Annotated in this window: 20 protein-coding genes; 11 read left to right on the top strand and 9 right to left on the bottom strand. The window is 42.9% G+C overall.

What is annotated here, in order from left to right; translation table 11 throughout:
- Window positions 1-20: 20 nt before the first annotated feature.
- Both rapZ and yjgA read left to right on the top strand, forming a co-directional pair.
- Window positions 21-998 (top strand): RNase adapter RapZ, encoded by a 978-nt coding sequence (rapZ, locus tag JMX50_RS08805; protein WP_227670993.1) that lies wholly within the window; start codon window positions 21-23, stop codon window positions 996-998.
- Between the two features lie 110 nt (window positions 999-1,108).
- On the top strand, window positions 1,109-1,621 hold the full coding sequence (gene yjgA, locus JMX50_RS08800; protein WP_201564375.1) for a ribosome biogenesis factor YjgA: 513 nt from the start codon (window positions 1,109-1,111) through the stop codon (window positions 1,619-1,621).
- Window positions 1,622-1,749: 128 nt separating this feature from the next.
- Here yjgA and JMX50_RS08795 read toward each other — a convergent pair whose 3' ends face one another.
- Window positions 1,750-2,370, bottom strand: a complete 621-nt coding sequence (locus tag JMX50_RS08795) for a thiol:disulfide interchange protein DsbA/DsbL (protein ID WP_183619492.1) — start codon at window positions 2,368-2,370, stop codon at window positions 1,750-1,752.
- 580 nt (window positions 2,371-2,950) lie between these two features.
- Here JMX50_RS08795 and ubiG point away from each other — a divergent pair.
- From ubiG to JMX50_RS08775, 4 genes are all read left to right on the top strand, one after another.
- Window positions 2,951-3,823: a bifunctional 2-polyprenyl-6-hydroxyphenol methylase/3-demethylubiquinol 3-O-methyltransferase UbiG gene (gene ubiG / locus JMX50_RS08790; protein ID WP_201629254.1), complete on the top strand. Its 873-nt coding sequence runs from the start codon at window positions 2,951-2,953 to the stop codon at window positions 3,821-3,823.
- 74 nt (window positions 3,824-3,897) lie between these two features.
- Complete coding sequence (locus JMX50_RS08785; RefSeq protein WP_201629253.1) at window positions 3,898-4,608, top strand: HAD family hydrolase; 711 nt, start codon at window positions 3,898-3,900, stop codon at window positions 4,606-4,608.
- Between the two features lie 110 nt (window positions 4,609-4,718).
- Complete coding sequence (locus JMX50_RS08780) at window positions 4,719-5,516, top strand: YciK family oxidoreductase (RefSeq protein ID WP_201564389.1); 798 nt, start codon at window positions 4,719-4,721, stop codon at window positions 5,514-5,516.
- Window positions 5,517-5,677: 161 nt separating this feature from the next.
- The gene (locus JMX50_RS08775; RefSeq protein ID WP_183619498.1) at window positions 5,678-5,944 is read left to right on the top strand and encodes a DksA/TraR family C4-type zinc finger protein; all 267 of its coding nucleotides are present in this window, start codon (window positions 5,678-5,680) and stop codon (window positions 5,942-5,944) included.
- Window positions 5,945-6,075: 131 nt separating this feature from the next.
- Here the strand turns inward: JMX50_RS08775 and JMX50_RS08770 are convergent, their stop codons facing one another.
- Entirely contained in the window at window positions 6,076-7,209 is a 1,134-nt protein-coding gene (locus JMX50_RS08770) for a CobW family GTP-binding protein (RefSeq protein ID WP_201629252.1), read from the bottom strand.
- Between the two features lie 231 nt (window positions 7,210-7,440).
- Window positions 7,441-8,205, bottom strand: coding sequence for a two-component system response regulator OmpR (ompR, locus tag JMX50_RS08765; protein ID WP_201565950.1), 765 nt, complete (start codon window positions 8,203-8,205; stop codon window positions 7,441-7,443).
- A 444-nt stretch (window positions 8,206-8,649) separates the two neighbouring features.
- Between ompR and JMX50_RS08760 the strand changes: the two genes are divergently transcribed.
- Entirely contained in the window at window positions 8,650-11,184 is a 2,535-nt protein-coding gene (locus JMX50_RS08760) for a Tex family protein (RefSeq protein ID WP_201629251.1), read from the top strand.
- A 206-nt stretch (window positions 11,185-11,390) separates the two neighbouring features.
- Here JMX50_RS08760 and JMX50_RS08755 read toward each other — a convergent pair whose 3' ends face one another.
- The gene (locus JMX50_RS08755) at window positions 11,391-11,849 is read right to left on the bottom strand and encodes a hypothetical protein (RefSeq protein WP_201629250.1); all 459 of its coding nucleotides are present in this window, start codon (window positions 11,847-11,849) and stop codon (window positions 11,391-11,393) included.
- A gap of 483 nt (window positions 11,850-12,332) precedes the next feature.
- Window positions 12,333-13,631, bottom strand: coding sequence for a saccharopine dehydrogenase family protein (locus tag JMX50_RS08750; RefSeq protein WP_201629249.1), 1,299 nt, complete (start codon window positions 13,629-13,631; stop codon window positions 12,333-12,335).
- A gap of 527 nt (window positions 13,632-14,158) precedes the next feature.
- On the opposite strand from JMX50_RS08750, the gene JMX50_RS08745 reads away from it, so the two are divergent.
- Complete coding sequence (locus JMX50_RS08745; protein ID WP_068407724.1) at window positions 14,159-14,314, top strand: DUF1328 domain-containing protein; 156 nt, start codon at window positions 14,159-14,161, stop codon at window positions 14,312-14,314.
- A gap of 173 nt (window positions 14,315-14,487) precedes the next feature.
- Here JMX50_RS08745 and JMX50_RS08740 read toward each other — a convergent pair whose 3' ends face one another.
- Window positions 14,488-14,781 carry a 4a-hydroxytetrahydrobiopterin dehydratase gene (locus JMX50_RS08740; protein WP_183619515.1) on the bottom strand — a complete coding sequence of 98 codons (294 nt, stop codon included), beginning with the start codon at window positions 14,779-14,781 and terminating at the stop codon, window positions 14,488-14,490.
- A gap of 412 nt (window positions 14,782-15,193) precedes the next feature.
- Complete coding sequence (locus tag JMX50_RS08735; protein WP_201629248.1) at window positions 15,194-15,484, bottom strand: GNAT family N-acetyltransferase; 291 nt, start codon at window positions 15,482-15,484, stop codon at window positions 15,194-15,196.
- A gap of 489 nt (window positions 15,485-15,973) precedes the next feature.
- Here JMX50_RS08735 and ettA point away from each other — a divergent pair, with 489 nt between their 5' ends.
- A complete protein-coding gene (gene ettA / locus JMX50_RS08730) occupies window positions 15,974-17,635 on the top strand; it encodes an energy-dependent translational throttle protein EttA (RefSeq protein ID WP_201565938.1) in 1,662 nt (553 codons plus the stop codon).
- Between the two features lie 135 nt (window positions 17,636-17,770).
- Here ettA and plsB read toward each other — a convergent pair whose 3' ends face one another.
- Window positions 17,771-20,632, bottom strand: a complete 2,862-nt coding sequence (plsB, locus tag JMX50_RS08725; protein ID WP_201629247.1) for a glycerol-3-phosphate 1-O-acyltransferase PlsB — start codon at window positions 20,630-20,632, stop codon at window positions 17,771-17,773.
- A gap of 303 nt (window positions 20,633-20,935) precedes the next feature.
- Between plsB and ybaK the strand changes: the two genes are divergently transcribed.
- Window positions 20,936-21,424 (top strand): Cys-tRNA(Pro) deacylase, encoded by a 489-nt coding sequence (gene ybaK / locus JMX50_RS08720; RefSeq protein ID WP_201629246.1) that lies wholly within the window; start codon window positions 20,936-20,938, stop codon window positions 21,422-21,424.
- Between the two features lie 39 nt (window positions 21,425-21,463).
- Window positions 21,464-21,838 (top strand): 5-carboxymethyl-2-hydroxymuconate Delta-isomerase, encoded by a 375-nt coding sequence (locus JMX50_RS08715; RefSeq protein ID WP_201629245.1) that lies wholly within the window; start codon window positions 21,464-21,466, stop codon window positions 21,836-21,838.
- Between the two features lie 76 nt (window positions 21,839-21,914).
- On the opposite strand, the gene JMX50_RS08710 is transcribed toward JMX50_RS08715, so the two are convergent.
- On the bottom strand, window positions 21,915-22,391 hold the full coding sequence (locus JMX50_RS08710) for a hypothetical protein (RefSeq protein ID WP_201629244.1): 477 nt from the start codon (window positions 22,389-22,391) through the stop codon (window positions 21,915-21,917).
- Window positions 22,392-22,451: the final 60 nt, after the last annotated feature.

Genomic DNA, 22,451 nt, shown 5'->3' with positions numbered 1-22,451 from the left:
AATTATTAGGATGACGGATCATGAGTGCAAGTAAGGACGACAAGCAAGCACAGGCAAATGACAATTTAGCAAAGCCTATAAACGCGAAAGTAGAAAATAAAGATAGACTAAGTATCTTGGTAGTATCAGGGCGCTCAGGTTCAGGTAAAACTTCAGTACTTAATATCTTAGAAGATTTGGGCTATTATTCTATTGATAATTTACCTTTGTCATTGGTTCCTGAAGCGGCGCAAAAACTGGTCTGTGATAGTGGGATTAAACGCATCGCGCTGGGTGTCGATATTCGTACGCCACGTGCGGATTTGTCCAATTTTGCTGAAACACATGATGCGTTAAAGCAGAGATATGGCGAAGAGGCAGTCACCGTGGTATATGTGACGGCGCAAGAAGAAACCTTGGTGGCGCGCTTTAATGCTACCCGCCGCATTCATCCGCTGATGGTGCAAGATACTAAAGGCATAGAAAATACCACTTATAATCTGCCAGCAGCGATTGAAAGAGAGATTCAGCTTTTGCAGCCGATATTTAAGCATGCGGATGTCAAAATCGATACCACTATGCTGAATATCCATCAGTTAAAAGAGCGCTTGCGTGATTATGTTGGGGTTGATAATCAAATAGTGATTAACCTGCTATCGTTTGGCTTTAAATACGGCAGCCCAATTGATGCAGATTTTGTTTTTGATGTGCGCATTTTGCCCAATCCGCATTGGAACCCAACGCTACGAGCTGCGACCGGTCTTGATATTGAGGTGGCTGAATTTTTTGCCGATTATCCAGAAGTTGCTGAGATGACTGAAGATATCGCAAAATTTCTTAATCGTTGGTTACCTGATTTTTTACATAACAACCGGCATACGGTCACGGTTGCTATCGGCTGCACCGGCGGCAAACATCGCTCGGTATTTATCACCAAGCATTTGCAAGATAAGCTGACCGCTGGCCTGCCTGAAGGCTTGACCGTTGTTGCTAAACACCGCGAAAAGAATCGTTGGTAATGCTTTCTTTGTAGCTAAAATTTATAAGCTGCAAAGTATAAATGGCAAAAATGCATTAACTTTATTATTTACTATCTATTATTTATTATCTCGAAAAATGGAAAGCTTTTATGATTGACTGGTCAGAACATGATATGCGCGTCTCGCGCACAGAGCTTAAAAAAGCTCATGAGCGCTTGCAAGCATTGTCGATACCGCTTGCCAGCTTATCGAAAAAACAGCTCAAAAACCTGCCAGCAAGTGATTACTTTATGGCGGAGCTGATGGCGCTTGCTGATATCACCAGTGCCAATGCGCGTAATCGCCAAACCAAGCGTGTCGGTAAACTTATCAGTGAAGAAAACCGCCATGAATTGGTCAAAGCCTTGTTTGATGCCTTTTTCCCAAAAGAGCAAGTTTCTAAAATCGAGAGTTGGTTTGAGCGCTTAAATATCAATGATGAAGGCACGCTTAAGCAGTTTGTTAAACAATATAAAGCCTCTGAGCGCAATAGTATGTATCAGCTGCTGCTTTGGATTGAGTACGCCAAGCATATGCAAGACGATGAGCTGATGGCAGAGTCTAAAGAGGATTTGGCCAGTTATATTCGGGAAGTGGCGATATTGTCACAGCTAAAAATGTAGCCAATTATACTGGCTATAAAGCGGCGTTGCCGTTCATAATAACGACCCATAAAAAAGCCAATCAGTGATGATTGGCTTTTTATATTTTTCTATAAACTAATACTGGTTAATCAATTGTGCAGACTGACTTATTTTTTCTCTGCACGTACTTTATCGACCAGATAATCAACTACTTTAGGGACGGTAGCGCTTTCGCCGGTCACCACATATTTACCATGGACAACAACCGCTGGTACGCCTGAAAGCTGGTAACGCTTGGCACCTGCTTGTGAGCGACCAATTTTTGTTCCAACCGCAAATGAGTTATATAGGCTGTTAAATTTCTTTTCGTTGACGCCTTGTGATGCATACCATTTGCTCAATGACGCTTGGTCAAATAATTGCTTGCCGTCTTTATGTACCGCATCAAATAGCGCATCATGGGTCTTGTTTTCATAGCCTAGTAATTGCGCGGCATAAAAACCACGGGCACTGGCTTCCCAAACTGGGTTAAGCGCTGCTGGGGTTTTAAAGAATGCCACATCTTTATCTTTGGTTTTTGCCCATTTTTCCATGTGCGGATTTAGGACGTTACAATGCGGGCAGCCATACCAGAAAAATTCACGCACAATGATAGCATCACCGCTGATTTTTTCTGGGTTGTCTAGCACACGGTAATCTTTTCCTGCGACATAATTGGCGGCTTGTGCGCCCATATTGGCCAGCCCAATAGCACAAGCCAGACCAGTCAATGCGATGATACGTTTCATACTTGTTCCTTGAGGTGTCAAAATTTAAAATGTTTGGTGCAAATTTTCAGATCAAAAGTTGCTTAGCGCATTTATATAGGGTTTAAAGTAGATAAACGACAATGCATTATCTAAATTGTCTTCGCTAAATCGACCTATAATAGAGTACGGACTATAATAGCGTAAAATGCCCGCACTTGTGAACCCGATTCTTAACTAACGGTTGTAAAGCTGTGAGCTATTATTTAAGGTATCTTACTTATCATTTTTAAGCTGCTAGTTTTAAGCTGACAGCCATTAAGTTTTATCATAGAGAAAGGTGCTTATTTACTAAGGCTTATTAAGAAAGACTTATTAAAAACATTTAAAGTTATAAAACAGTTTCATATTTTCAGCTTGTATAAAAGTCTGCTGCTTAATAATAATCATAGCGCGTAAGTGTTTATTAAAATTTAAGTATTTACTGCCGCGATTCACAATCGGTGACGATGTACTCACGACAAAGTCGCCGCTCTCATGCTAATATTGGGCATACTGCTATTGAGCATGTCAGCATGCCTATAAACGATAATAACTATAATACCCATAAAGGAAAAACCCTATGAGCCAAGCTTCATCTTCTGCCCAGCCTGTGAATAATCAGTCAAACAACGATTCAAACGATTACGCAAATAACGAGCCAGATACCAATACTGCTGCTAGTGACTTTAACCAAAATACTGCTATCAATGTCGATGCCAGCGAAGTGGAAAAATTCAATAACTTGGCAAGCGAGTGGTGGAATAAAACTGGCGCTTTTGCTACTTTGCACGAAATCAATCCGCTACGCCTTAACTGGATAGAAGAAAACGTGAAGCGTGGCTTTATGAGTGCTGATAGCAGTAAAACGGCAGAGATGGGCTTGGCGGCTAAAAAAGTCCTTGATGTCGGTTGCGGCGGCGGTATCTTGGCAGAATCAATGGCACGTCGCGGCGCTGATGTGACCGGTATTGACCTCGGTACCGAAAATCTAAAAGCGGCGGCCTTACATGCTGAGCAAAGCAACTTAGATGATACCTTGCGTTATCAGCATATTCCTATTGAACAGTTAGCCGCTACCCATGCTGGTCAATTTGATGTCGTGACGTGTATGGAGATGCTTGAGCATGTGCCAGACCCAGCTGCCATCGTCGAGGCGTGCTTTACACTATTAGTACCGGGCGGCATTTGCGTGCTATCGACGATTAACCGCAATCCTAAATCGTACCTATTTGCCATCGTTGGGGCAGAGTATGTGTTGCGCCTGCTTGATCGCGGCACCCATGATTACGCCAAATTTATCACCCCAGCTGAGTTGGATAAAATGGCGATAACGGCAGGCTTTACCCGCCAAGACATCATTGGACTGCATTATAATCCGTTGACCAAGCGTTATTGGTTGGCACAAAACGTCGATGTTAATTATATGATGGCGGTACAAAAGCCACTGGCGTAAATCGTCTTTTATAAGTATTCCTTTTTGACCACTTTTTAAATCAATGTTTTAAATTAATATTAAGAGCGCCTGTTATGAGCCAATTTGTAAAAGCTGTCTTGTTTGACCTTGATGGCACATTAATCGATACTGCCGCTGACTTCGTCCGCATTATTGGTAAAATGAGCGGCGAAAATGATTGGCAAGCGCCACCTGAAGCCGAAATTCGTGAGCAAGTCTCTGCCGGTGCCTCGGCGATGGTACAGCTGATGCTGCGCCACAACGATCAACTTGAGGTCAGCGAATCTGAGTTACTGGAGTTTCGTCAGCAGTTCTTAGACGATTATGAAGCGGAAATATGTGTCGATAGTTGTGTTTTTGATGAGCTTGAAGAAGTGCTGCGCGCATTAGAAGAGAAAAGCGTGCCATGGGGTATTGTGACCAATAAGCCGCGCTATCTCGCTGAGCAGTTATTAGAAAAAATGCAGTTAGACGAGCGCTGTTCGGTACTGGTGTGTCCAGATGATGTATCGCGCTCTAAACCCGATCCAGAGCCTATGTATGCAGCATTAGAAAGACTCTCTATACCGCGCGGTGCCGCTGAAAGCGTGCTTTATGTCGGCGATCATATACGCGACATCGAAGCTGGCAAGGCTGCAGGTATGCCGACTATCTTAGCCGCTTACGGTTATATTCCGCCTGAAGATCAAAAAAACCTGAAGAAATGGGGCGCAGATTATATTACCGAAACCCCTGCAGACTTGAATAAGTTATTGCTTTCTTCTGGCAAGTTTGACTATTTATAAAGCAAATAAACCATTTAACGAAATAGCTATTAAGCACCCTACCTATTAAATAATAAGCAGTGAGTAATGCCATGAGTGACAATACTAATCAGCCTACTAGCCAACAACAGATGCCATCAGCGGCGCAAGCTTCTGTGCCAGCTGTATCGCACGACGATATTCGTAATTTTATACCGCCTGATGACTGTTTAGATGGTAAAACTATCTTGGTAACGGGTGCCGGTGATGGTATCGGGCGTATCGCCGCCTTAACCTATGCGCGCTATGGCGCGACGGTATTATTGTTGGGGCGTACTAGCAGTAAGCTTGAATACGTTTATGATGAAATTGAGAGCTTTGGCGGTAAGCAGCCAGCCATGCTACCGATGAATCTAGAGGGCGCAACCTATGCTGAGATGCAAAAGCTAGAAAATCTGATTGCTAAAGAAGTCGGTCAGCTTGATGGCATCTTGCATAATGCGGGCATGCTTGGGGCTTTGACGCCCCTTGAGATGTACGATGTTGATATGTTTGCCCAAGTGATGAAGGTCAACTTTACCTCCACCTTTATGCTCACACAAGCGCTGCTTCCTTTACTTAAGGACGCAGCACATGGTTCGATTGTCTTTACTTCTAGTAGCGTCGGTACTCACCCTCGCGCGTTTTGGGGCGCGTATGCACTCTCTAAGCAAGCGGTAGAAGGCATGAGCGATATCTTTACCCAAGAAACGCAGAATACCACTAACTTGCGCTTTAACTGTATCAATCCTGGTGGTACCCGTACCAATATGCGCGCCCATGCCTTTCCCGGGGAAAATCCGATGAGCCTTAAAACCCCGGAAGATATTATGGGCGGTTATGTGTTTTTGATGAGTGATGAGAGCATCGGTGTGCGCGGTCAAGTGGTTGAGCTCCAACCAAAAGATTAATAAGCAGCTGTAATCCTATTGCTTAGAATTTTTATAACTATTAATAGTATTTATAAAATTGCGTATTTATTGAAATAAGCGACTTATAACCCCATCTATTTGTTATTAAAGACTTTTATAAATTATGATTTAAATATCGTTAATAAAAATAGGATGGGATTATGGCAGGTGGCTGGTCAAGAGATGGGGCAGAGCATGAGCAAATGGATGCGACTGTCAACGATGCGTTAGAGCGGGCACGGCGTGCGCTGCCAACGGGTAAAAGTGCTGAGTTCTGTGATGAATGCGGCAACCCGATTCCAGAAGCGCGGCGTATTGCCGTGCCGGGTGTGCAGCACTGCGTTGGCTGTCAAACGGAGCTTGAACAAGAAGCAAAGGCGACTGAGCTATTTAATCGTCGCGGTAGTAAAGACAGCCAATTGCGTTAATAAAAAATCCCCCATTATTTTGATAGTGGGGGATTTTTTTATCGGTTTTATCTTTATCAGCGTTATCATTACTGTCAATAATTATCAATAATCTGTCTATTACTGCCGATAGCTGGCTATGCAATCAATAACTATAACATCAGTGCCATCAGCTCAAGGTCATACACTTCCCAATCTACCTTAACCACTGTCGCATTTTCTTGCCCAGTATTTGCTTGCAAAATAATCTCTAGTCGGCTATCTGTTTGTGCGCTCACTGTCTTTGTGGACAAGCTATCAGGAGTAAAATTGATTTGTAGCCAGCCATGAGAGGTATGCACAACGCCTTTGATACGTTGCCAATTTGGCAGCTTTAACAGCCAATCCTGTAACTTATCGGCATCTAATACATATTCTGCTGGTAGTCGCCACCCTGCCAGTAGAATATCTTGCTGTTGCTCATGATAACGATAGGGCAGCTCTACACTTGTATCAAGCTTATTATCGTCATTGCTTTCAGGATTGTGGAAGGTATTCGCTGTTAAAGAATGACTCAGCGGCTTTAAGCCCACAACAGCTCTGTATGGCTCATTGATATTGACTCTTTGCTGCTTTGAGATGACAAAACTGGGTTTGGAGAGCTGTGCACTTAATGCTGCTGAATAGCCTGTTGATGTATTTATCTTATGAGTGGTTATCTGCTTGTCAGATTCTGCCCAAATAATAGAAATCTGTGCATTGAGCTTGGCTACCCATGCTTGTAACGCTTGTTTTTCGTCAGTGCTTAATTGCGTATAGCGATTAATGACCAAAACATCGGCATCGCGAATATGCGCCTGAAAACCCTCATGAGCACGATACTTTTCTTGTTGCCATTGCAGCGCACTAAGCACCGTGATGACCGCTTGCATCTTTAAAGCCGTTTGCCAATGCGGCGCACTCAGCTGTTGGATAAGCTCACGCGGATGGGCAAGCCCTGTTGGTTCAATAAGCAGCCGCTTTGGATGATGGTCACTGAGCAGGCGACTCAGAGCGATTTGTAGTGGCAACTGACTGGTACAACAAATGCAGCCGCCGCTCACTTCACGAATGGCGATGTCATGTGTCGTATGGCTATCTTGTGAGCTGGCTAGTAGTGCGCCATCGATCCCGATACGACCAAACTCATTGATTAATAACGTCCAGCGTTCACCTATTGGTTTGGTCGCAATTAATTGATTGATGAGTGTGGTTTTGCCAGAACCCAAAAACCCTGTCACCAAGGTGCAGGGTATGTTTTGAAGCATAATAGGTGATTTCAATGTTGCACCCGTGATATTAATAGGATGAAATATTAACCATCTGAGGTATAGTCAGCTCAAAATAACAAGTACTGTAAAGATAGCATTGTGCTGGTATAAATTTTCCTCGCTTGCTGTGCGCTTTGTACTCTAGAAGCTTTGAAAAATTCATCCCAGCAATAACTTTTCTTTAAATACAATCTACTATATCAATAGCCGCAAGCAGCATTTATGAGTTTATAACGACTCATTTTTGGCCGCTTCTACTTCTGCTTCGTCTGGCACGAATACATAACCTACGCCCCAAACGGTTTGAATATAACGCGCTTGTGAAGGATTGTCTTCAATCAGGCGGCGTAGACGTGACACTTGCACGTCGATAGAACGCTCCATCGCGCCCCATTCACGACCACGAGCAAGGTTCATCAGTTTATCACGCGTTAATGGCTCACGTGGATGCTGTACCAAAGCTTTTAATACTGAAAATTCACCGGTCGTCAAAGTGACCACATTGCCATCGCGTTTAAGGGTACGGGTCGATAAATCAAGCGTCCATGGTCCAAACTCAACCACTTCAAGCTGATGGCTTGGCGCACCCGGTAGCTCACGATTTTGACGACGCAGCACCGCCTTGATACGGGCCAACAGCTCTTTTGGGTTAAATGGCTTTGGCAGATAGTCATCAGCGCCGGCTTCAAGGCCAGCGATACGATCGGCATCGCCACCTTTAGCAGTAAGCATGATAATCGGGATATCACCATTGTCTTCACGCAAGCGCTTACAGATACTAATACCGTCTTCGCCTGGCAGCATCAAATCTAAAACCACCAATGAGAACAGCTCACGTTGCATCAATTTGTCCATCTGATTGCCATCATGGGCCGTACGGACGACAAAACCATCGTCTTCTAGAAAGCGTTGTAATAAAGAGCGCAAGCGTGCATCGTCATCAACGACCAAAATGCGCTGGTTTAAGGTGTCAGGGCTGTTGTTATCTGTCATACAGTCATCCTCTTATAAAAATTATTATTAGTAGCAGTTTTTAGTAAAAAACGTTTATAAAAATACCATTAAAAACGCGGATAAAAATCTTATTGTTATTTAATGATCAATCCGTTGATAAGTAAATCATGATTAGCAAACCATTAGTTGTCATAAAAAATATAGTCGTCGAAAAAACCTATAAAAATAAAGACTTTTGTTCAATATGGCAGGGCTTAGCCATATTTGTGCCCTTGATACTTTAGTGTATAAGATTGCAGGCGCAATTGCATCACTGATACGGATAAATGCTGTATGCGTTTGTTTAACAAGGCGTTAGAAAGAACGATATCAGACGATTTTTGCCATAAAACAGGCGATAAATAACGAAAAGATAAAAAGGATTTTTATTCATGCAGCTTTTGCTATAATGCAAAACTACATTTCTCAACGATTGATACGTCTATGAGTAGCACTGATACCTTAACGCCATCTCAAACCTCGACAAATGCACAGGTTTTGGATGCAACCACACACGCGAATATTCACGACAAGCTTGCTCGCGCGCTTGGCATTAAGACTGCTCAAGTCAATGCGTTTGTCAAACTTTACGATGAAGGCGCGACCGTTCCGTTTATTGCCCGTTACCGTAAAGAAAAGACGCAGAATCTTGACGATGCGCAGCTGCGAGCTTTAGAGAAGTCGCTCAATTATGAGCGTGACATGGCAACCCGTCGCCTCAAAATTACCGAGCTGCTAAGCACGCAGGGTAATTTAACTGACGAGCTGCAGACGCGCATTGATAATGCGACATCGAAACTTGAGCTTGAAGACATCTACTTGCCATACCGTCCACGTCGCCGTTCGCCGGCTGCTAAAGCACGTGCCGTCGGTCTTGATGTGGCAGCACAAGCGGTCTTAACGCAAGAGATTACGCCGACAGAGTCATTGGCCGACTATCAAGCACAATCTACCATTACCGATGATAGCGGTAATGAGATTGAAGTCGACTTCAGCGATATCGACAAGCAATTGGCAGGCGTACAAGCCATCATCGTTGATGAATGGACGCAAGCGTTGGATTTACTTGATAATCTGCGTAGTGGCTTTGCTAAAACGGCCAGTATCGTCTCTGCTGTTGCTAGTGAAGAAAAACGTGAAGTTGGCGAAAAATTCAAAGATTACTTTGAGCATAGTGAAAGCTTGGCGCGTCTGCCAAATCATCGTTTATTAGCGATGCTGCGCGGTCGCCAAGAAAACGTCTTGGGTTTAAAAATCGAAGGCGAAGATGCTCCATTTATCGAAAAAATCGTCAAGCACTTTGAGATTGATGCCAAAGCGCCTGCAGAACGTCAAGAATTTTTGACAGAAGCAGCGACCAGCTTATGGAAAGAAAAATGGCGTCCACATATCGAGCATCGTTTATTGACTGAAAAACGTCTGACTGCTGAAGCCGATGCGATTGATGTATTTGCCAATAACTTACAGCATTTACTCATGTCAGCGCCTGCTGGCCGTAAAGTGATTTTAGGTGTCGACCCAGGTATCCGTCATGGCGTTAAAATGGCGATTGTCGATGCCCAAGGCCATGTCATGCTAGACAGCGAAGACAAGCCTGTTGTTGCAACCGTTTATCCATTCGCTCCTGATAATAAGATGGATGAAGCCAAAAAAGTCATCGATGAATTATTAAGTACTTATAATGTTGATTTGGTCGCTATCGGCAACGGTACGGCGAGCCGCGAAACAGATGCGATGATTAAAGAGATTTTGGCCGCCAACGCTGAGTTAAAAGCCAAAGCCGTTATCGTTAATGAATCAGGCGCGTCAGTTTATTCGGCGAGTGAGCTTGCCAGTGATGAGCTTGCTAATTTAGATGTCTCTGTACGCGGTGCGGTTTCTATCGCTCGTCGCTTGCAAGATCCGCTATCAGAATTGGTTAAAGTTGATCCAAAAGCGATTGGCGTTGGTCAATATCAGCATGATGTCAATCAAACTCAATTAGCGGATAGCCTTGATAAAGTCACGCAAGATAGCGTAAACGCCGTTGGTGTTGATGTAAATACGGCAAGTCCTGCTATCTTGGCGCATATTGCTGGTTTGAATAAAAATGTCGCCCAGCAAATCGTCACCTATCGTAAAGAGCATGGTGCCTTTGATAGCCGTGAAGCATTAAAGAACGTCCCACGCTTAGGGGTTAAAACCTTTGAGCAAGCGGCGGGCTTCTTACGCGTCCATGGCGGTAGCAATCCCCTTGATGCGACAGGCGTGCATCCGGAAAGCTATGCGCTGGTTGACAGCTTACTTGAGCAAACCGGTAAAACGTTGCCAGAAGTTATTGGTAACGATGGTGTGTTAAACAGTATCGATACCACTGCGCTTGCTGCTAACGATGACAATATCAGTGTTAAAGCCATCATTGAAGAGCTTGCCAAGCCTGCACGCGACCCACGTCCTGAGTTTAAAACGGCTAACTTCCGTGAAGACGTTAATAGTATTAAAGACTTGAGCGAAGGTATGCAGCTTGAAGGCGTGGTGACCAACGTCACAGCCTTTGGTTGCTTCGTTGATGTCGGTGTCCATCAAGATGGTCTGGTTCATATCTCACAGATGGCCAATGACTTCGTTGCTGACCCGATGAACCGCGTTAAGCCAGGCGATATCGTCTCGGTACGTGTGATTTCTATCGATGAAAAACGCGGCCGTATCGGCTTTAGTATGAAGCCTGAGTCTGAAAAACCAGTACGCCCAGCTGCGAAGTCGACTGCAGAAGGTACAGGTAATGAGGATAAGGCTAGCCGTCCACGCAGCAATCGTCCAGCTAGTAACCGTCCAGCTGCTGATAAGCGTGCAACAAAACCGCGTGGCAATCGTCAAGATAAAGACAGCGCCAATAACCGCAGTAAAGCGCCTAGAGCTGAGAAAGCAGAAGCACCTAGTAAAATGGGTACGCTTGGGGCATTATTACAAGAAGCTGGCGTGACCAAAGCTAAAAAGTAATGACTGTTTATGGTTATAAGGGTTTTATTTAACGATAAACAACTAAAAAAGGCAGCCATCGATGGCTGCCTTTTTTATTGGGAATATATTGGAGGAATCCCTTTAAGAGTGTTTGGCTTGTTGGTAATAGCTTTGTTGGTAGTAGCTCAGTTAGCAATAAAGAACTTTAAGGTTTTATCTACTCATACAAGCGTCTGACCTATAATTTATAAATCTTCCGTTACTTCTACGTCTTCTTCTGTCTCTAATGACTCTTCTTCTAATACAGCTTCTTCTTCTAGCATTTCATCTTGTGCTTGTGGCTGCAGCGCATCTTCTGGATTTTGCATAGCCGCTTTTTTCATAGCCGCTTGTTGTAATGGCATGGCATCTTGCATAGACGCTTGCTCAGCTTGTAGCTCAGTGGTCATCGGCTGTTGGCTAGCGCTATTGTTAACACTGACCTTTGATCTTGAGATAGTTTGAGTTTCGCTAATTTGAATTGGATTAGCTTGATTGGCTACTGACTTACTATTGGTGTTTTCGCTTGCAGGCTCAAGTGTGGTTGCAGCAACCGCCGTTTGCTTTTCTGCTGCTGCTTTATCAGCAGGTGCTGCCATAGCCAAACTTGGGATAGTGAGTGCAGCGCCAATGAGTAGCGATAAAGATAAAGTACTTTTTTTCATGAATTAATTCCTTAATTTATAGTCTTATCATGTCAGTTTAAAGCATTTCAAACTTGACGCTTATTTTGTGTGCTGTATATAACAGAGGTATATAACAGCCAAATATCGAGATTTATTTAATATTTTGAATCTATATATTTAATATAACTAACATCTAATCTATAGGAAAAATAAAATCATGATAACCAGTAAGCGATTATCATGATCGATTTGGATAAAGAGTTTTATAAGCCAAATTAAAGCCGTTATAAAAATCTAGAGGGGAGAATACCAACTAAACAAGCGTTGATTCAGTAGTACATAAATTAAAAGTCTAACAGATGGATGTTTATAGGTGATTTTGTGCAACTACTGTATGGTTATTGTCAGATAAAAAATAAGCCGAAAAAGTATAGACAATAAAAAACCGCCTCTTATTACTAAGAGGCGGTCAGTACTATATTAGTTAAAATCACATTACTTTGGTTTTAAGCATGAATGTTATTAAGCATCGACGACTTCAAAGCTAAGACCAGCGTGCGCTTCTAAACGCGTTAATAAGCTATCGCCCATGGCGGAGGCGGGCGTCCAAAAACCGCCACCAACCTCTTCTTTACTTATATCCTGTGCTAAGCATAATGCTGCTTGGGCCAACATACGCGAGGTGCTGCCATAACCAGGATCTTTGTCACCGGTGACTTTGGTACTGATGTTATCTTTATCGGCGGTCTGGCCAAATAGACGAATATCAAAATAGCCATTTTCTTGCTCTTCTTTAGAAGGCCCCGAGCCTGATTTAGGCAATACGTGCTTAGATAAAAGCTCGCGGCTTGGCGTAATCATCATGGCAGTGGCAAAACCTAATAAGCCTGCACTCATCGCATAGCTTGATAGCTTACCTTTAAGGCCATCTTTCATCCACATTGCTTCGTCATACTTAAAGTCGCGACCATATTCATAGCCTAGCAGTTGGTTACTGCGATGCACGATGCGAGTATTGATGCTTGCCATCACAAAGGGGGCTAACCAGCGTTTATGCTCGTCATCGTATTCAGGTTTGCTGACATTGGCTTGGCGCACGTTTGGCGCATCTTTATCATCATTGAGTAAATAAGGATTTGCTACTTGCTTACGGCGGGATTTATCTTGGCCGACTTCTTCAAAGATAGTCGCCATCGAGGCAATCGTGCCGCCCGATAAACCACCTTTTGCTGCTTTGACGCGCATATGAATCACATCACAGGTGCTGCCAAATTTTTCTTCTGCTTGCTGCTGGGTAAAGTAAACGCCCAAATCTGATGGGATAGAATCAAAACCACATGAGTTGACGATACGCGCGCCGCTTTGCTTTGCCGCGTCTTGGTACTTATCCATCATGTCTTTGATAAAAATAGCTTCACCCGTCAGATCCACATAATCGGTACCGTTTTCCGCGCAAGATTTAATCAAAGGCTCGCCATATTTTAGATAAGGGCCAACGGTTGAGATAATAACTTGGGTTTGCTTGGTCATTTTATCGAGGCTCGCCGCATCGTCGCTATTAGCAATAATAATATCGACTTTGCTAGCAAGTTTAGATTGCAGCTCATTGAGTTTTTCTTCATCACGACCGGCTATCGCCCAAGTAACGTTTGCGCCATTTTTATCTTTAGCATTCGATAAAAATTCTGTTAGATAGTGCGCTGTAATCTGTCCAACAAAGCTGGTTGCTCCGTAAAGAACCACTGCATAAGGACGTTTGTCGCTAGAGATTGCTTGCTTATCATTTGCTGCATTGCTAGGGTTTGAAGTATCCGTATTCATATTTATCTTCCTTATTAGGTCGTTGTTGTTAGATGTTGTCTGTTAAACGCTTATTATTAAATGCTTGTTCTAAAAAATATCGCTAAGTGGTTTTGCTAATTTATTTTCAATAAGCAACTTTTACTAAGAAGCGGTTTTACTGATTAAGGGTTTTAAGTGAAAACCTGTAAAAATACTAAAGTATGGAGTTGAAAATTACTGTCAATTTTCTCATAAAAATAGCTGAGTGTAAGCAAACGTTCACTATCTCTACACATAAGTCTTCAAAAGCCAAGTAAAAACTGCAAAATGGTAAGATTTGCTACAAAGTTTACATAACCTATCGACATTATTACCAAAATGAACGTTTTCTACAGCCAATCATTGCTAATCTATATTCGTAAGCCGTTCAGTATTAAAACAAAAAGTAAAATATTGGATGATTAAGACTATTAAGGTAAGACGATTTAACTGATAAAGGGATTGTTGGTGTTTACCAAAGCGGTCTTAGTATTTCGTTTTTAAACTATTATTTGAGGAGAATTATTATGTTTCGTTGGGCTATTATTTTTGCCGTAATCGCGTTAATTGCAAGTTTCCTAGGATTCGGCGGTGTTGCTGGCCTATCTGCAAACTTTGCCTACATTCTACTAGCTATTGCTGTGATTCTATTCATTGTCGCATTTGTTAGTCGCCGTATGTAATAGAGAACAGTGACTGCTTAGATTTTAAGTATTCATGCTCATAACAAGAAAAAGTCCTCAATAGAGGACTTTTTTTATGGTCAAAATTTAAGTACTTTCAAAAGTTAGATATTTTCAAATGCTGTATGCGCTCTGGACTATATTGTTAAATGCTAAATGCTAAATGCTAAATGCTAAAAGGTTTTGGGCTGAATGATATGCTCCATTCGTTTTGCCAAACGAACATCATGGCTAGTAATGCCGCCGGTATCACCAGTAGTCAGGCGAACTTCGACCACATTATAGGTATTACTCCATTCAGGATGATGCTCTAATGCTTCAGCATGAAAAGCTGCTTGATTCATAAAGCTCATGGCTTCAACAAAATCGCCAAAGTGGTAGGTTTTTACGATAGCATTACCATCGCGCTGCCAGCCTGGCAGTTCTTCCAACTGCAAATCAACTTGTTGATTAGATAAACTACTCATGGTGATATCCTTTATTATTATAGTAGAGGGTTTGATGACAAGTTTGCTGTCTAGGAACTGTTTTATCCTAATTACTTTATCCTAATTACTTTATGCCAGTTACTTTATGATAGCCGTCTTATGTTAACGACGGATAACTGATATAAGTAGTAAACAAGATTAGCTATCAATAATATAAGCAGTATAGGGCAAAAAACCCACCTATTTCTAATCTCTTATTATATATTTGTAGGCAAAAATATAATAAAGAACATCAGATAAATAGGAGGGTAGTAATAGGTTATTAATGCTTATAATATCGTAAGGTTGTAGCGGTAAATAACAATCGCTTTTAACGCGCGATTTTTATTTTATAGCATCGCTCTAATCATAAAGCCTTAATGATGGACTTCACTTACTGACTCATCTTAGATTAAAGCAAGTCCTGATATTCAGGGTGCTTATCAATATATGAAGCCACAAAAGAGCATTGTGGCACGACTTTTTTATTATTATCACGTGCATAATTCAAGGCGTGTTTGACCAAGGCTGAACCGACACCGCGACCGCCCAATTCTTGCGGAACGATAGTATGGTCGTAGACCAATTTATCATCACGCTCTTGATAGCTGATATATCCGGTATGACCATCAATTGAGGTCTCAAAACGCTTTGTTTGCTCGTCATGGGTGATATCTACTGGTTTGCTATTATCATTACTCATAAAAAATCTCCGTTATTAATATTTATAATTGTTCGTAACTATTGCTTTTACGCTTATTAAACTTGTACTTGCTAATTTGTATGACTAAGCTATTTTTTATCAAGTCAGCTCTTATCATTAGTAGCTTACTCTGTTTATTGTGGGCTTTTTTAAGCAAAGTTTCTAGTCATCAACCGTAAGGCTAGATAGGGTAAATGTTAATAGATTTACTTTATCTTAAACATTGCTACAAGGGTTTGTAATGAATGATTTTTTAAGAAAAGTTTTGGCGTAGATAGTTAATAAAACGGGCTGCTATCAGCGAAAAGACCGCAAAAAAAGTTAAAAGGCGCAAAACGACAGGTAAAACAGCCTGTTAGCTTGCAGGGGTTGCGCCACAATGCGATAATGACAGACAATTTATAACCCTGATTTTTGAGGCGCAGTCCATTTGGCATTATTGCTGAATAGGGTTTGCCAGCCTCGTCTATGCAGTCTATCGGAGTGTTAATGGCTCAATATATTTACACGATGAACAACGTGTCAAAACTTGTTCCACCTAAGCGTGAAATCTTAAAGAACATCAACCTATCGTTTTTCCCTGGTGCCAAAATCGGTGTCCTAGGTATCAACGGTTCAGGTAAATCAACCTTGCTACGCATTATGGCGGGCGTGGATACGGAATTTAGTGGTGAAGCACGCGCGCAAACTGGCACCAAAATTGGTTATTTGCCGCAGGAACCACAGCTTGACGACAGCAAAGACGTCCGTGGTAACGTCGAAGACGGTATGCGTGAAGCGTTAGATGCGCTTGCTCGTTTAGATGCCATTTATGCCGAATACGCGGAGCCTGATGCAGACTTTGATAAGCTTGCTGAAGAACAGGGCAAGATGGAAGACATCATTCAAGCATGGGATGCGCATAACTTAAATACCCAGCTAGAAAAAGCGGCCGATGCCTTGCGTCTGCCACCATGGGATGCCGATGTTAGCAAACTATCAGGTGGTGAAAAACGCCGTGTGGCACTATGCCGTCTGCTATTATCACGCCCAGATATGCTGTTACTAGACGAACCGACTAACCATTTGGACGCTGAGTCCGTAGCATGGTTAGAGCAGTTCCTGCAGAACTACAGCGGTACCATCGTTGCCATTACCCATGACCGTTATTTCTTGGATAACGTTGCTCAGTGGATTTTGGAGCTTGACCGCGGTCATGGCTATCCGTACGAAGGCAACTATACTGAGTGGCTAGAGCAGAAGAACACTCGTTTAGAGCAGCAGAATAAGCAAGAAGAATCGTTTGCTAAAGCACTGAAAAAAGAGCTTGATTGGATTCGTAAAAACCAAAAAGGCCAACAAGCCAAGTCTAAATCTCGTGTCCAGCGTTTTGAAGAATTGAACTCACAAGAGTTCCAAAAGCGTAACGAGACCTCTGAGATTTATATTCCACCAGGTCCTCGTTTGGGTAATAAAGTCATCGAAGTCAACGATATTTCTAAATCGTTTGGCGATCGTTTGCTTTATGAAAACCTCAGCTTTAACGTCCCAGCGGGCGCTATCGTCGGTATTATTGGTCCAAATGGTGCGGGTAAAACCACGCTATTTAACATGATTACCGAACGTGATACGCCAGATACTGGTTCAGTCGAATTGGGTGAAAGTGTCAAAGTCGCTTATGTTGGTCAGGTACGTGACAACTTAGATGACAGTAAAACCGTTTGGGAAGAAGTATCTGACGGCCTAGATATCATCACGGTTGGTGACTATACAACGCCAAGCCGCGCTTATATCGGTCGCTTTAACTTTAAAGGCTCAGACCAGCAAAAGCACGTCGGTCAACTATCAGGTGGTGAGCGTAACCGCTTACAACTTGCTAAGACGCTAAAGCAGGGTGCCAACGTCTTGCTCCTTGATGAACCATCAAACGATTTGGATATCGAAACCTTACGTGCGTTAGAGGATGCGATTCAAGTATTCCCTGGTACCGTGATGGTCGTGTCGCATGATCGCTGGTTCCTTGACCGTATTGCTACTCATATCTTGGCATTTGAAGATGAAGGCCCAGTTTGGTTCGATGGTAACTATTCTGAGTTTGAAACCTATCGCAAAAAGACCATGGGTGATGACGCCAGTCCTAAGCGTATGAAGTATAAGAAAATTTCTACCTAGGACATCTACCTAAGGTAGCTATTTAACAGCTGATAAAAAATTGGCTGTTTAGAAATTTAAAATTGATATAAAAAAGACCTCTAATTGATTAGAGGTCTTTTTTTTGCTAAATGATTGAGTGTTGCGAGATATAACTTAACGCTTACGACCAAATTTACGCTGCTTCTTATTACTAATTTCGGTAATAGCGTGGGCAATCTCTTCTTCATTGAGGCTGGCAACTTGCTGTAAAATTTGCATCATATCAGGACTTAATACGTATTTTGCATGATGGGCAATAAGGTCGATACGTTGATCAAAGGTTAAGATGCCCGTTTCTTCGTCTTTCTGCAAGTAGTCAAGACGAGTCAAGGCACTGATAAAGCTGGTAAATAAAGCACGGTCAAAGAAATCAGGAATATCATCGGCATACAATACCGACAAACGCTGTCCAAGCAGATGACAGAGGTCAACGACTTCATTTTCGGTCAGATTGCCTGAGCCTTGCTGGGCAAGTAAAGCAAGGGTCATAAAGTAACGCTCAAGGCTTTGTTCAACAGGCGTCGCCAGCACTTGTAGCTGCTGATAGCATTTACTATTTGTCTCAGGGACGCTCAGCATGTCATCGCTCAATTCTACAATCAGGCCATTTGCCAGCAGGCTATCGACTTTTTTGTTGAGCGTTTCTGTCAAACCATGGGCTGGATAGTATAAGAACAGCTCACTTTGAAGGAACGGATATAATTGTTCGGCGATGCTATTTAGACGACTGCGTTCGATGCGACCATTACGTGCTACTAAGGCCGATAGGAATGATAATAAAATAAAGACATGCAGGATATTGTTACGGAAATAACTAAGCAGAGCAGCTTGCTTGCCTGCAATCTGAATAATATCACCCAAGATATGCGGTCTACGCTCGATAAGCTTTAGCTTAATACCATAATCGATGATTTGCTGCGGCGACATATCGGTGATGACGGTATCAGCTGAGTAAGGTAGCTGCTGAGCTAAGCCTTGATACAAAGCAATTTGCTCGCGGCAAATATCTTCATCAAGCGCCGATTTCGGTGCGGATAATAGTACCAACGACAATAGTGATACAGGGGTGATAACCGCTGCCTTATTGATATGCTGCATGACTTTGACGCCGATATTATCAACCATGGCGCTGGCTTTATCATCGAGCGCGGTATCGGTGCGATCGGCAGGCAGGCTATTGGCTGGTACGTCAAATTTTTGCATAAAGTCGCTAAGATGCAGCGGTGTGCCAAAACTTAGATGCACATTGCCAAAGATACGCTCAATCTTACGCCCAACTTTGAGTAAGCCTATTAATGATTCAGACTCTTTTGGTTTGCCTTTTAGCTCACCGACATAGGTACCGCCTTCCATGATGCGCTCGTAACCAATATAAGTCGGTATAAATACCACCGGCTTCTCAGAGTGACGTAATTGACTATGGACCGTCATCGCCAGCATACCCATTTTTGGCGGTAATAGGCGTCCTGAACGCGAGCGTCCACCCTCGATAAAGTATTCAATCGGTGTGTTACGGGTAATCAGCGTGTGCATATATTCACGGAGTACCGCGGTATAAAGCGCATTGCCACGGAAGCTACGACGGATATAAAAGGCAACTGCGCCGCGCAATAACGGCCCTAATACTGGCACATCTAAATTGTCACCAGCGGCAACATAAGGAATACTGAGGCCACGCTTATAGATGACATAAGACAGCAGCAGGTAGTCGACATGGCTACGGTGACAAGGTACATAAACCAGCTCGTAATCTGCTGCCAGCTCGCGTACACGCTCAAAGTGATGTACTTCGACGCCATCATAAAGTTGCGTCCATAGCCAAGTAAGGAACTTATAAAAACCGCGCACAATAGAGTGCGAATAGTCGTTGACCATCTCATTGGCATAGCCTTTTGCCAAGGCACGGGCTTCACGGACGCTGATACCAGAAGCTTCAGCCTCGGCTTCTATGGCGTTTTTAATAGCTGGCGAATATACCAATTTGTCAACCAAGTTACGTCTGTCTGACAAATCAGGGCCAAGCATACTGGCACGCTGTTTGTCTAAATAAATATTAAGCTGTTGTTGCAATGAGCGCACCAGTTCACGGTTGCCATCGGCTGCGGCAACCATGGCATAGCTCGGCGCTTCGTCGACTTCATTTGTGATATTGTTGCTATTCTTTGCAGCACTGTCATTTAGAGTATTAGCTGTTAATTCGCTATCTTCTAAAGCACCTTCTTTTAATAAACGGTCTTCTAATAAAGTATCTTGTGCAAGACTGTCTTTTAAATCCCTGGCTACTGAATCAAAGACAGAAAATCCTTCGCCATCGCCTTTAAGGCTATCATTAATAAGGGTACGCAAATCTTGCGGTGGATGGAATTGAACAAAGGTATCGCGTCCCATCACACCGATATTAAATAACTGTTTGGTGATACTAGGGTCTTGCCAGTTATCGGCAGTCAAAAGCTTAAATAACGAGTCTTCTTTTTCTGGCGCGCGTCCCCACAGGATGGAGACTGGCACCAAACGCACTTTTAATTCTGGATGCTGTAAAACGGCAGAGACCAAGCGGGATAGGCGAGGTGACAGTTGGCTGTCTTTGGCATGCGGATGATGTAAAAATATAATCGCCGCGTTTTCTTTAATATCGTGGGCAATATCTTGTACCCCGACCAATGCGGGTGGCAGATTATGCTCTTGTGTTTGCAGGTCAATCAAAATACTGTTGGAGCGCGAATAGTCTTGCAGCACATAAAATCTGAGAATGTTGTCGTCGTCATCAAACTCAGGTAATTCGCCCAATAGCTTTGGCTTGACGGCAACATCAAGCATCTGCCCCGAGAGCTTACGATATAGCTGATTAATCGGGGCATTAGAATAAGGCTTTGGCACGACTGGGCTGATATCGCTGTCTAAGTCTTTAGTAGTTGCCGTGTCGCCAGTCGTTACGGGCGCTTTAAAAATCCGTTTTTTTAAGAACTTCGGTATCATAATGAGTATCAAAATTAGTCAAATGTGTTGCGCTTATGATGCCATAAAAGCCATCAAAGCGATATATGGTGTCTGTATATACTGTTAATATTAACAATATCACCAGAGAATTTATCAGCTAAGATAGCTATTAAGAGGTGCAATTACTTGAAGTCATAGGTAGAAATATCAGCCATTTCGCGCAATACTATATCTGCTAAACTAGAGGTAAGATTAAGCCAGAATTAAAATGAAATCGTATATTGTTGTTCAAATCTTTTTAAAATTTATTCTCTACCCTTTCTTTATCGAAGCTAAAATATTATGACGCCTGCTATCAAACTTGCCAAACAACGTAACCTTGATTATAAATTACACGAATATACTCACGACAGTAATGCTGCGTCTTTTGGTTTGGAAGCCGCTGAAAAACTGGCCATTGCTGCCGAGCGTGTGTTTAAAACCTTGGTGGTCACAACCGATACTGGCGTGCTGGCGGTGGCTATTTTACCCGTGGATAAAACTTTAAATTTCAAAAAAATGGCCAAGGCGCTATCTGCTCATAAAATGCTGCCCTGCAAAAAAGTGCAAATGGCCGACCCTAAACAAGTCGAACGAACTACCGGCTATGTGCTCGGCGGTGTCAGTCCCTTAGGGCAAAAAAAGCGCTTAGCGACTCTCATACATGCCTCGGCGCAAGAGCAAAGCACTATCTATGTCAGTGGCGGCCGCCGAGGTTTGGAGATTGAATTGCCGCCTGAGCAATTGGCAACCACCCTTGCGGCGCGCTTTGCAGATATTGTCGATGATTAGTGTTTAACAAGTTTTGCTACTTTTTTAAGGATTTTACCGATGCCGCATTTAACCATTCAAGTAACGCCCAATGTCACGATTGCTCATGAAGCATCATTTCTTAGAGCATTAAATCAAGCATTATGGGACAGTGGGCATTTTGCTAAGCCCGCTGATATCAAAGCGCGTATCGTACCGATTGAGACGTTTTTGGTTGGTGTCGCAGACGATGAGCAAGTTAATGGTTTTGTTTATGCGTATCTAAAAATAATGAGCGGTCGTGACGAGGTCATACGCCATCAGCTCGCTGAGTTATTAACGGCTGCTATAGAAGAGGCATTAGATACGGAGCAATCAGGGCGCGTAGGCATACAAATCTGTGTTGAGGTGGAAGAAATCAGCGCGATTTATCATAAGAAAATGCTTGATGACTAATGGCTGCTTATGAGTGCTTACGAGTATTTACTACGCGCTTTTCCGTCGCTAGTATGTCGCTATTATTTTGATAAACTTATAAAGACTCACATAAGGATTCACTGGCATATTTAGGTAATATCATTACCTCAACCTTATAACCCGCCGTTTTACCTTGAGTGGCCATTAGATTACGGGCGATACGTAAGCGATATTCTCCGGTTTCGCGTAAGCAACCTTGATAAATGATACCGCCTTTGGTGCCATCTTGCGTACCGTTTGGCATATGCAATACCCCGACATTGGCCGTCTCAGGCGTGCCCGCAAGTGGCGCAATATTAATAATGGCATATTGCCAACTGCTGGCATCAAAGCGATGCCAGCGTTCGTTTTCATTGGGTTTTAATTTACCAGTCACCGTACTACTGATAGCCCCTTTTGCGAAATGAATAGGGCTGTCGCTACTTTTAGCCAACGCACTATTTGCGCTAACGCCTATCAATGTGACACTAAGCAACAGCGTTTTTACCACTCGTGCGCTTAATAAAGTAGTTTTGTTGTTAATGGCAAACATCATCGTCTCCTAATTAAGTCTGTTATCTATTTTCTGTAGTCTATTCGATGTAAAACCGAA

The organism is Psychrobacter maritimus (assembly GCF_904846345.1).
Taxonomy (GTDB): domain Bacteria; phylum Pseudomonadota; class Gammaproteobacteria; order Pseudomonadales; family Moraxellaceae; genus Psychrobacter; species Psychrobacter maritimus.
Note: the sequence above shows the minus strand (reverse complement) of the source record. Positions and strands in the feature narration are given on the sequence as shown.

What these genes read in the sequence shown, in the direction of transcription:
- JMX50_RS08735 (WP_201629248.1), bottom strand. Translation starts at nt 15,484, where the DNA reads ATGAGTAATGATAATAGCAAACCAGTAGATATCACCCATGACGAGCAA.
- ybaK (WP_201629246.1), top strand. Translation starts at nt 20,936, where the DNA reads ATGACGCCTGCTATCAAACTTGCCAAACAACGTAACCTTGATTATAAA.
- JMX50_RS08785 (WP_201629253.1), top strand. Translation starts at nt 3,898, where the DNA reads ATGAGCCAATTTGTAAAAGCTGTCTTGTTTGACCTTGATGGCACATTA.
- JMX50_RS08755 (WP_201629250.1), bottom strand. Translation starts at nt 11,849, where the DNA reads ATGAAAAAAAGTACTTTATCTTTATCGCTACTCATTGGCGCTGCACTC.
- JMX50_RS08710 (WP_201629244.1), bottom strand. Translation starts at nt 22,391, where the DNA reads ATGTTTGCCATTAACAACAAAACTACTTTATTAAGCGCACGAGTGGTA.
- yjgA (WP_201564375.1), top strand. Translation starts at nt 1,109, where the DNA reads ATGATTGACTGGTCAGAACATGATATGCGCGTCTCGCGCACAGAGCTT.
- JMX50_RS08715 (WP_201629245.1), top strand. Translation starts at nt 21,464, where the DNA reads ATGCCGCATTTAACCATTCAAGTAACGCCCAATGTCACGATTGCTCAT.
- JMX50_RS08750 (WP_201629249.1), bottom strand. Translation starts at nt 13,631, where the DNA reads ATGAATACGGATACTTCAAACCCTAGCAATGCAGCAAATGATAAGCAA.
- JMX50_RS08795 (WP_183619492.1), bottom strand. Translation starts at nt 2,370, where the DNA reads ATGAAACGTATCATCGCATTGACTGGTCTGGCTTGTGCTATTGGGCTG.
- ubiG (WP_201629254.1), top strand. Translation starts at nt 2,951, where the DNA reads ATGAGCCAAGCTTCATCTTCTGCCCAGCCTGTGAATAATCAGTCAAAC.
- JMX50_RS08760 (WP_201629251.1), top strand. Translation starts at nt 8,650, where the DNA reads ATGAGTAGCACTGATACCTTAACGCCATCTCAAACCTCGACAAATGCA.
- ettA (WP_201565938.1), top strand. Translation starts at nt 15,974, where the DNA reads ATGGCTCAATATATTTACACGATGAACAACGTGTCAAAACTTGTTCCA.
- JMX50_RS08780 (WP_201564389.1), top strand. Translation starts at nt 4,719, where the DNA reads ATGCCATCAGCGGCGCAAGCTTCTGTGCCAGCTGTATCGCACGACGAT.
- rapZ (WP_227670993.1), top strand. Translation starts at nt 21, where the DNA reads ATGAGTGCAAGTAAGGACGACAAGCAAGCACAGGCAAATGACAATTTA.
- JMX50_RS08740 (WP_183619515.1), bottom strand. Translation starts at nt 14,781, where the DNA reads ATGAGTAGTTTATCTAATCAACAAGTTGATTTGCAGTTGGAAGAACTG.
- JMX50_RS08775 (WP_183619498.1), top strand. Translation starts at nt 5,678, where the DNA reads ATGGCAGGTGGCTGGTCAAGAGATGGGGCAGAGCATGAGCAAATGGAT.
- ompR (WP_201565950.1), bottom strand. Translation starts at nt 8,205, where the DNA reads ATGACAGATAACAACAGCCCTGACACCTTAAACCAGCGCATTTTGGTC.
- JMX50_RS08745 (WP_068407724.1), top strand. Translation starts at nt 14,159, where the DNA reads ATGTTTCGTTGGGCTATTATTTTTGCCGTAATCGCGTTAATTGCAAGT.
- plsB (WP_201629247.1), bottom strand. Translation starts at nt 20,632, where the DNA reads ATGATACCGAAGTTCTTAAAAAAACGGATTTTTAAAGCGCCCGTAACG.
- JMX50_RS08770 (WP_201629252.1), bottom strand. Translation starts at nt 7,209, where the DNA reads ATGCTTCAAAACATACCCTGCACCTTGGTGACAGGGTTTTTGGGTTCT.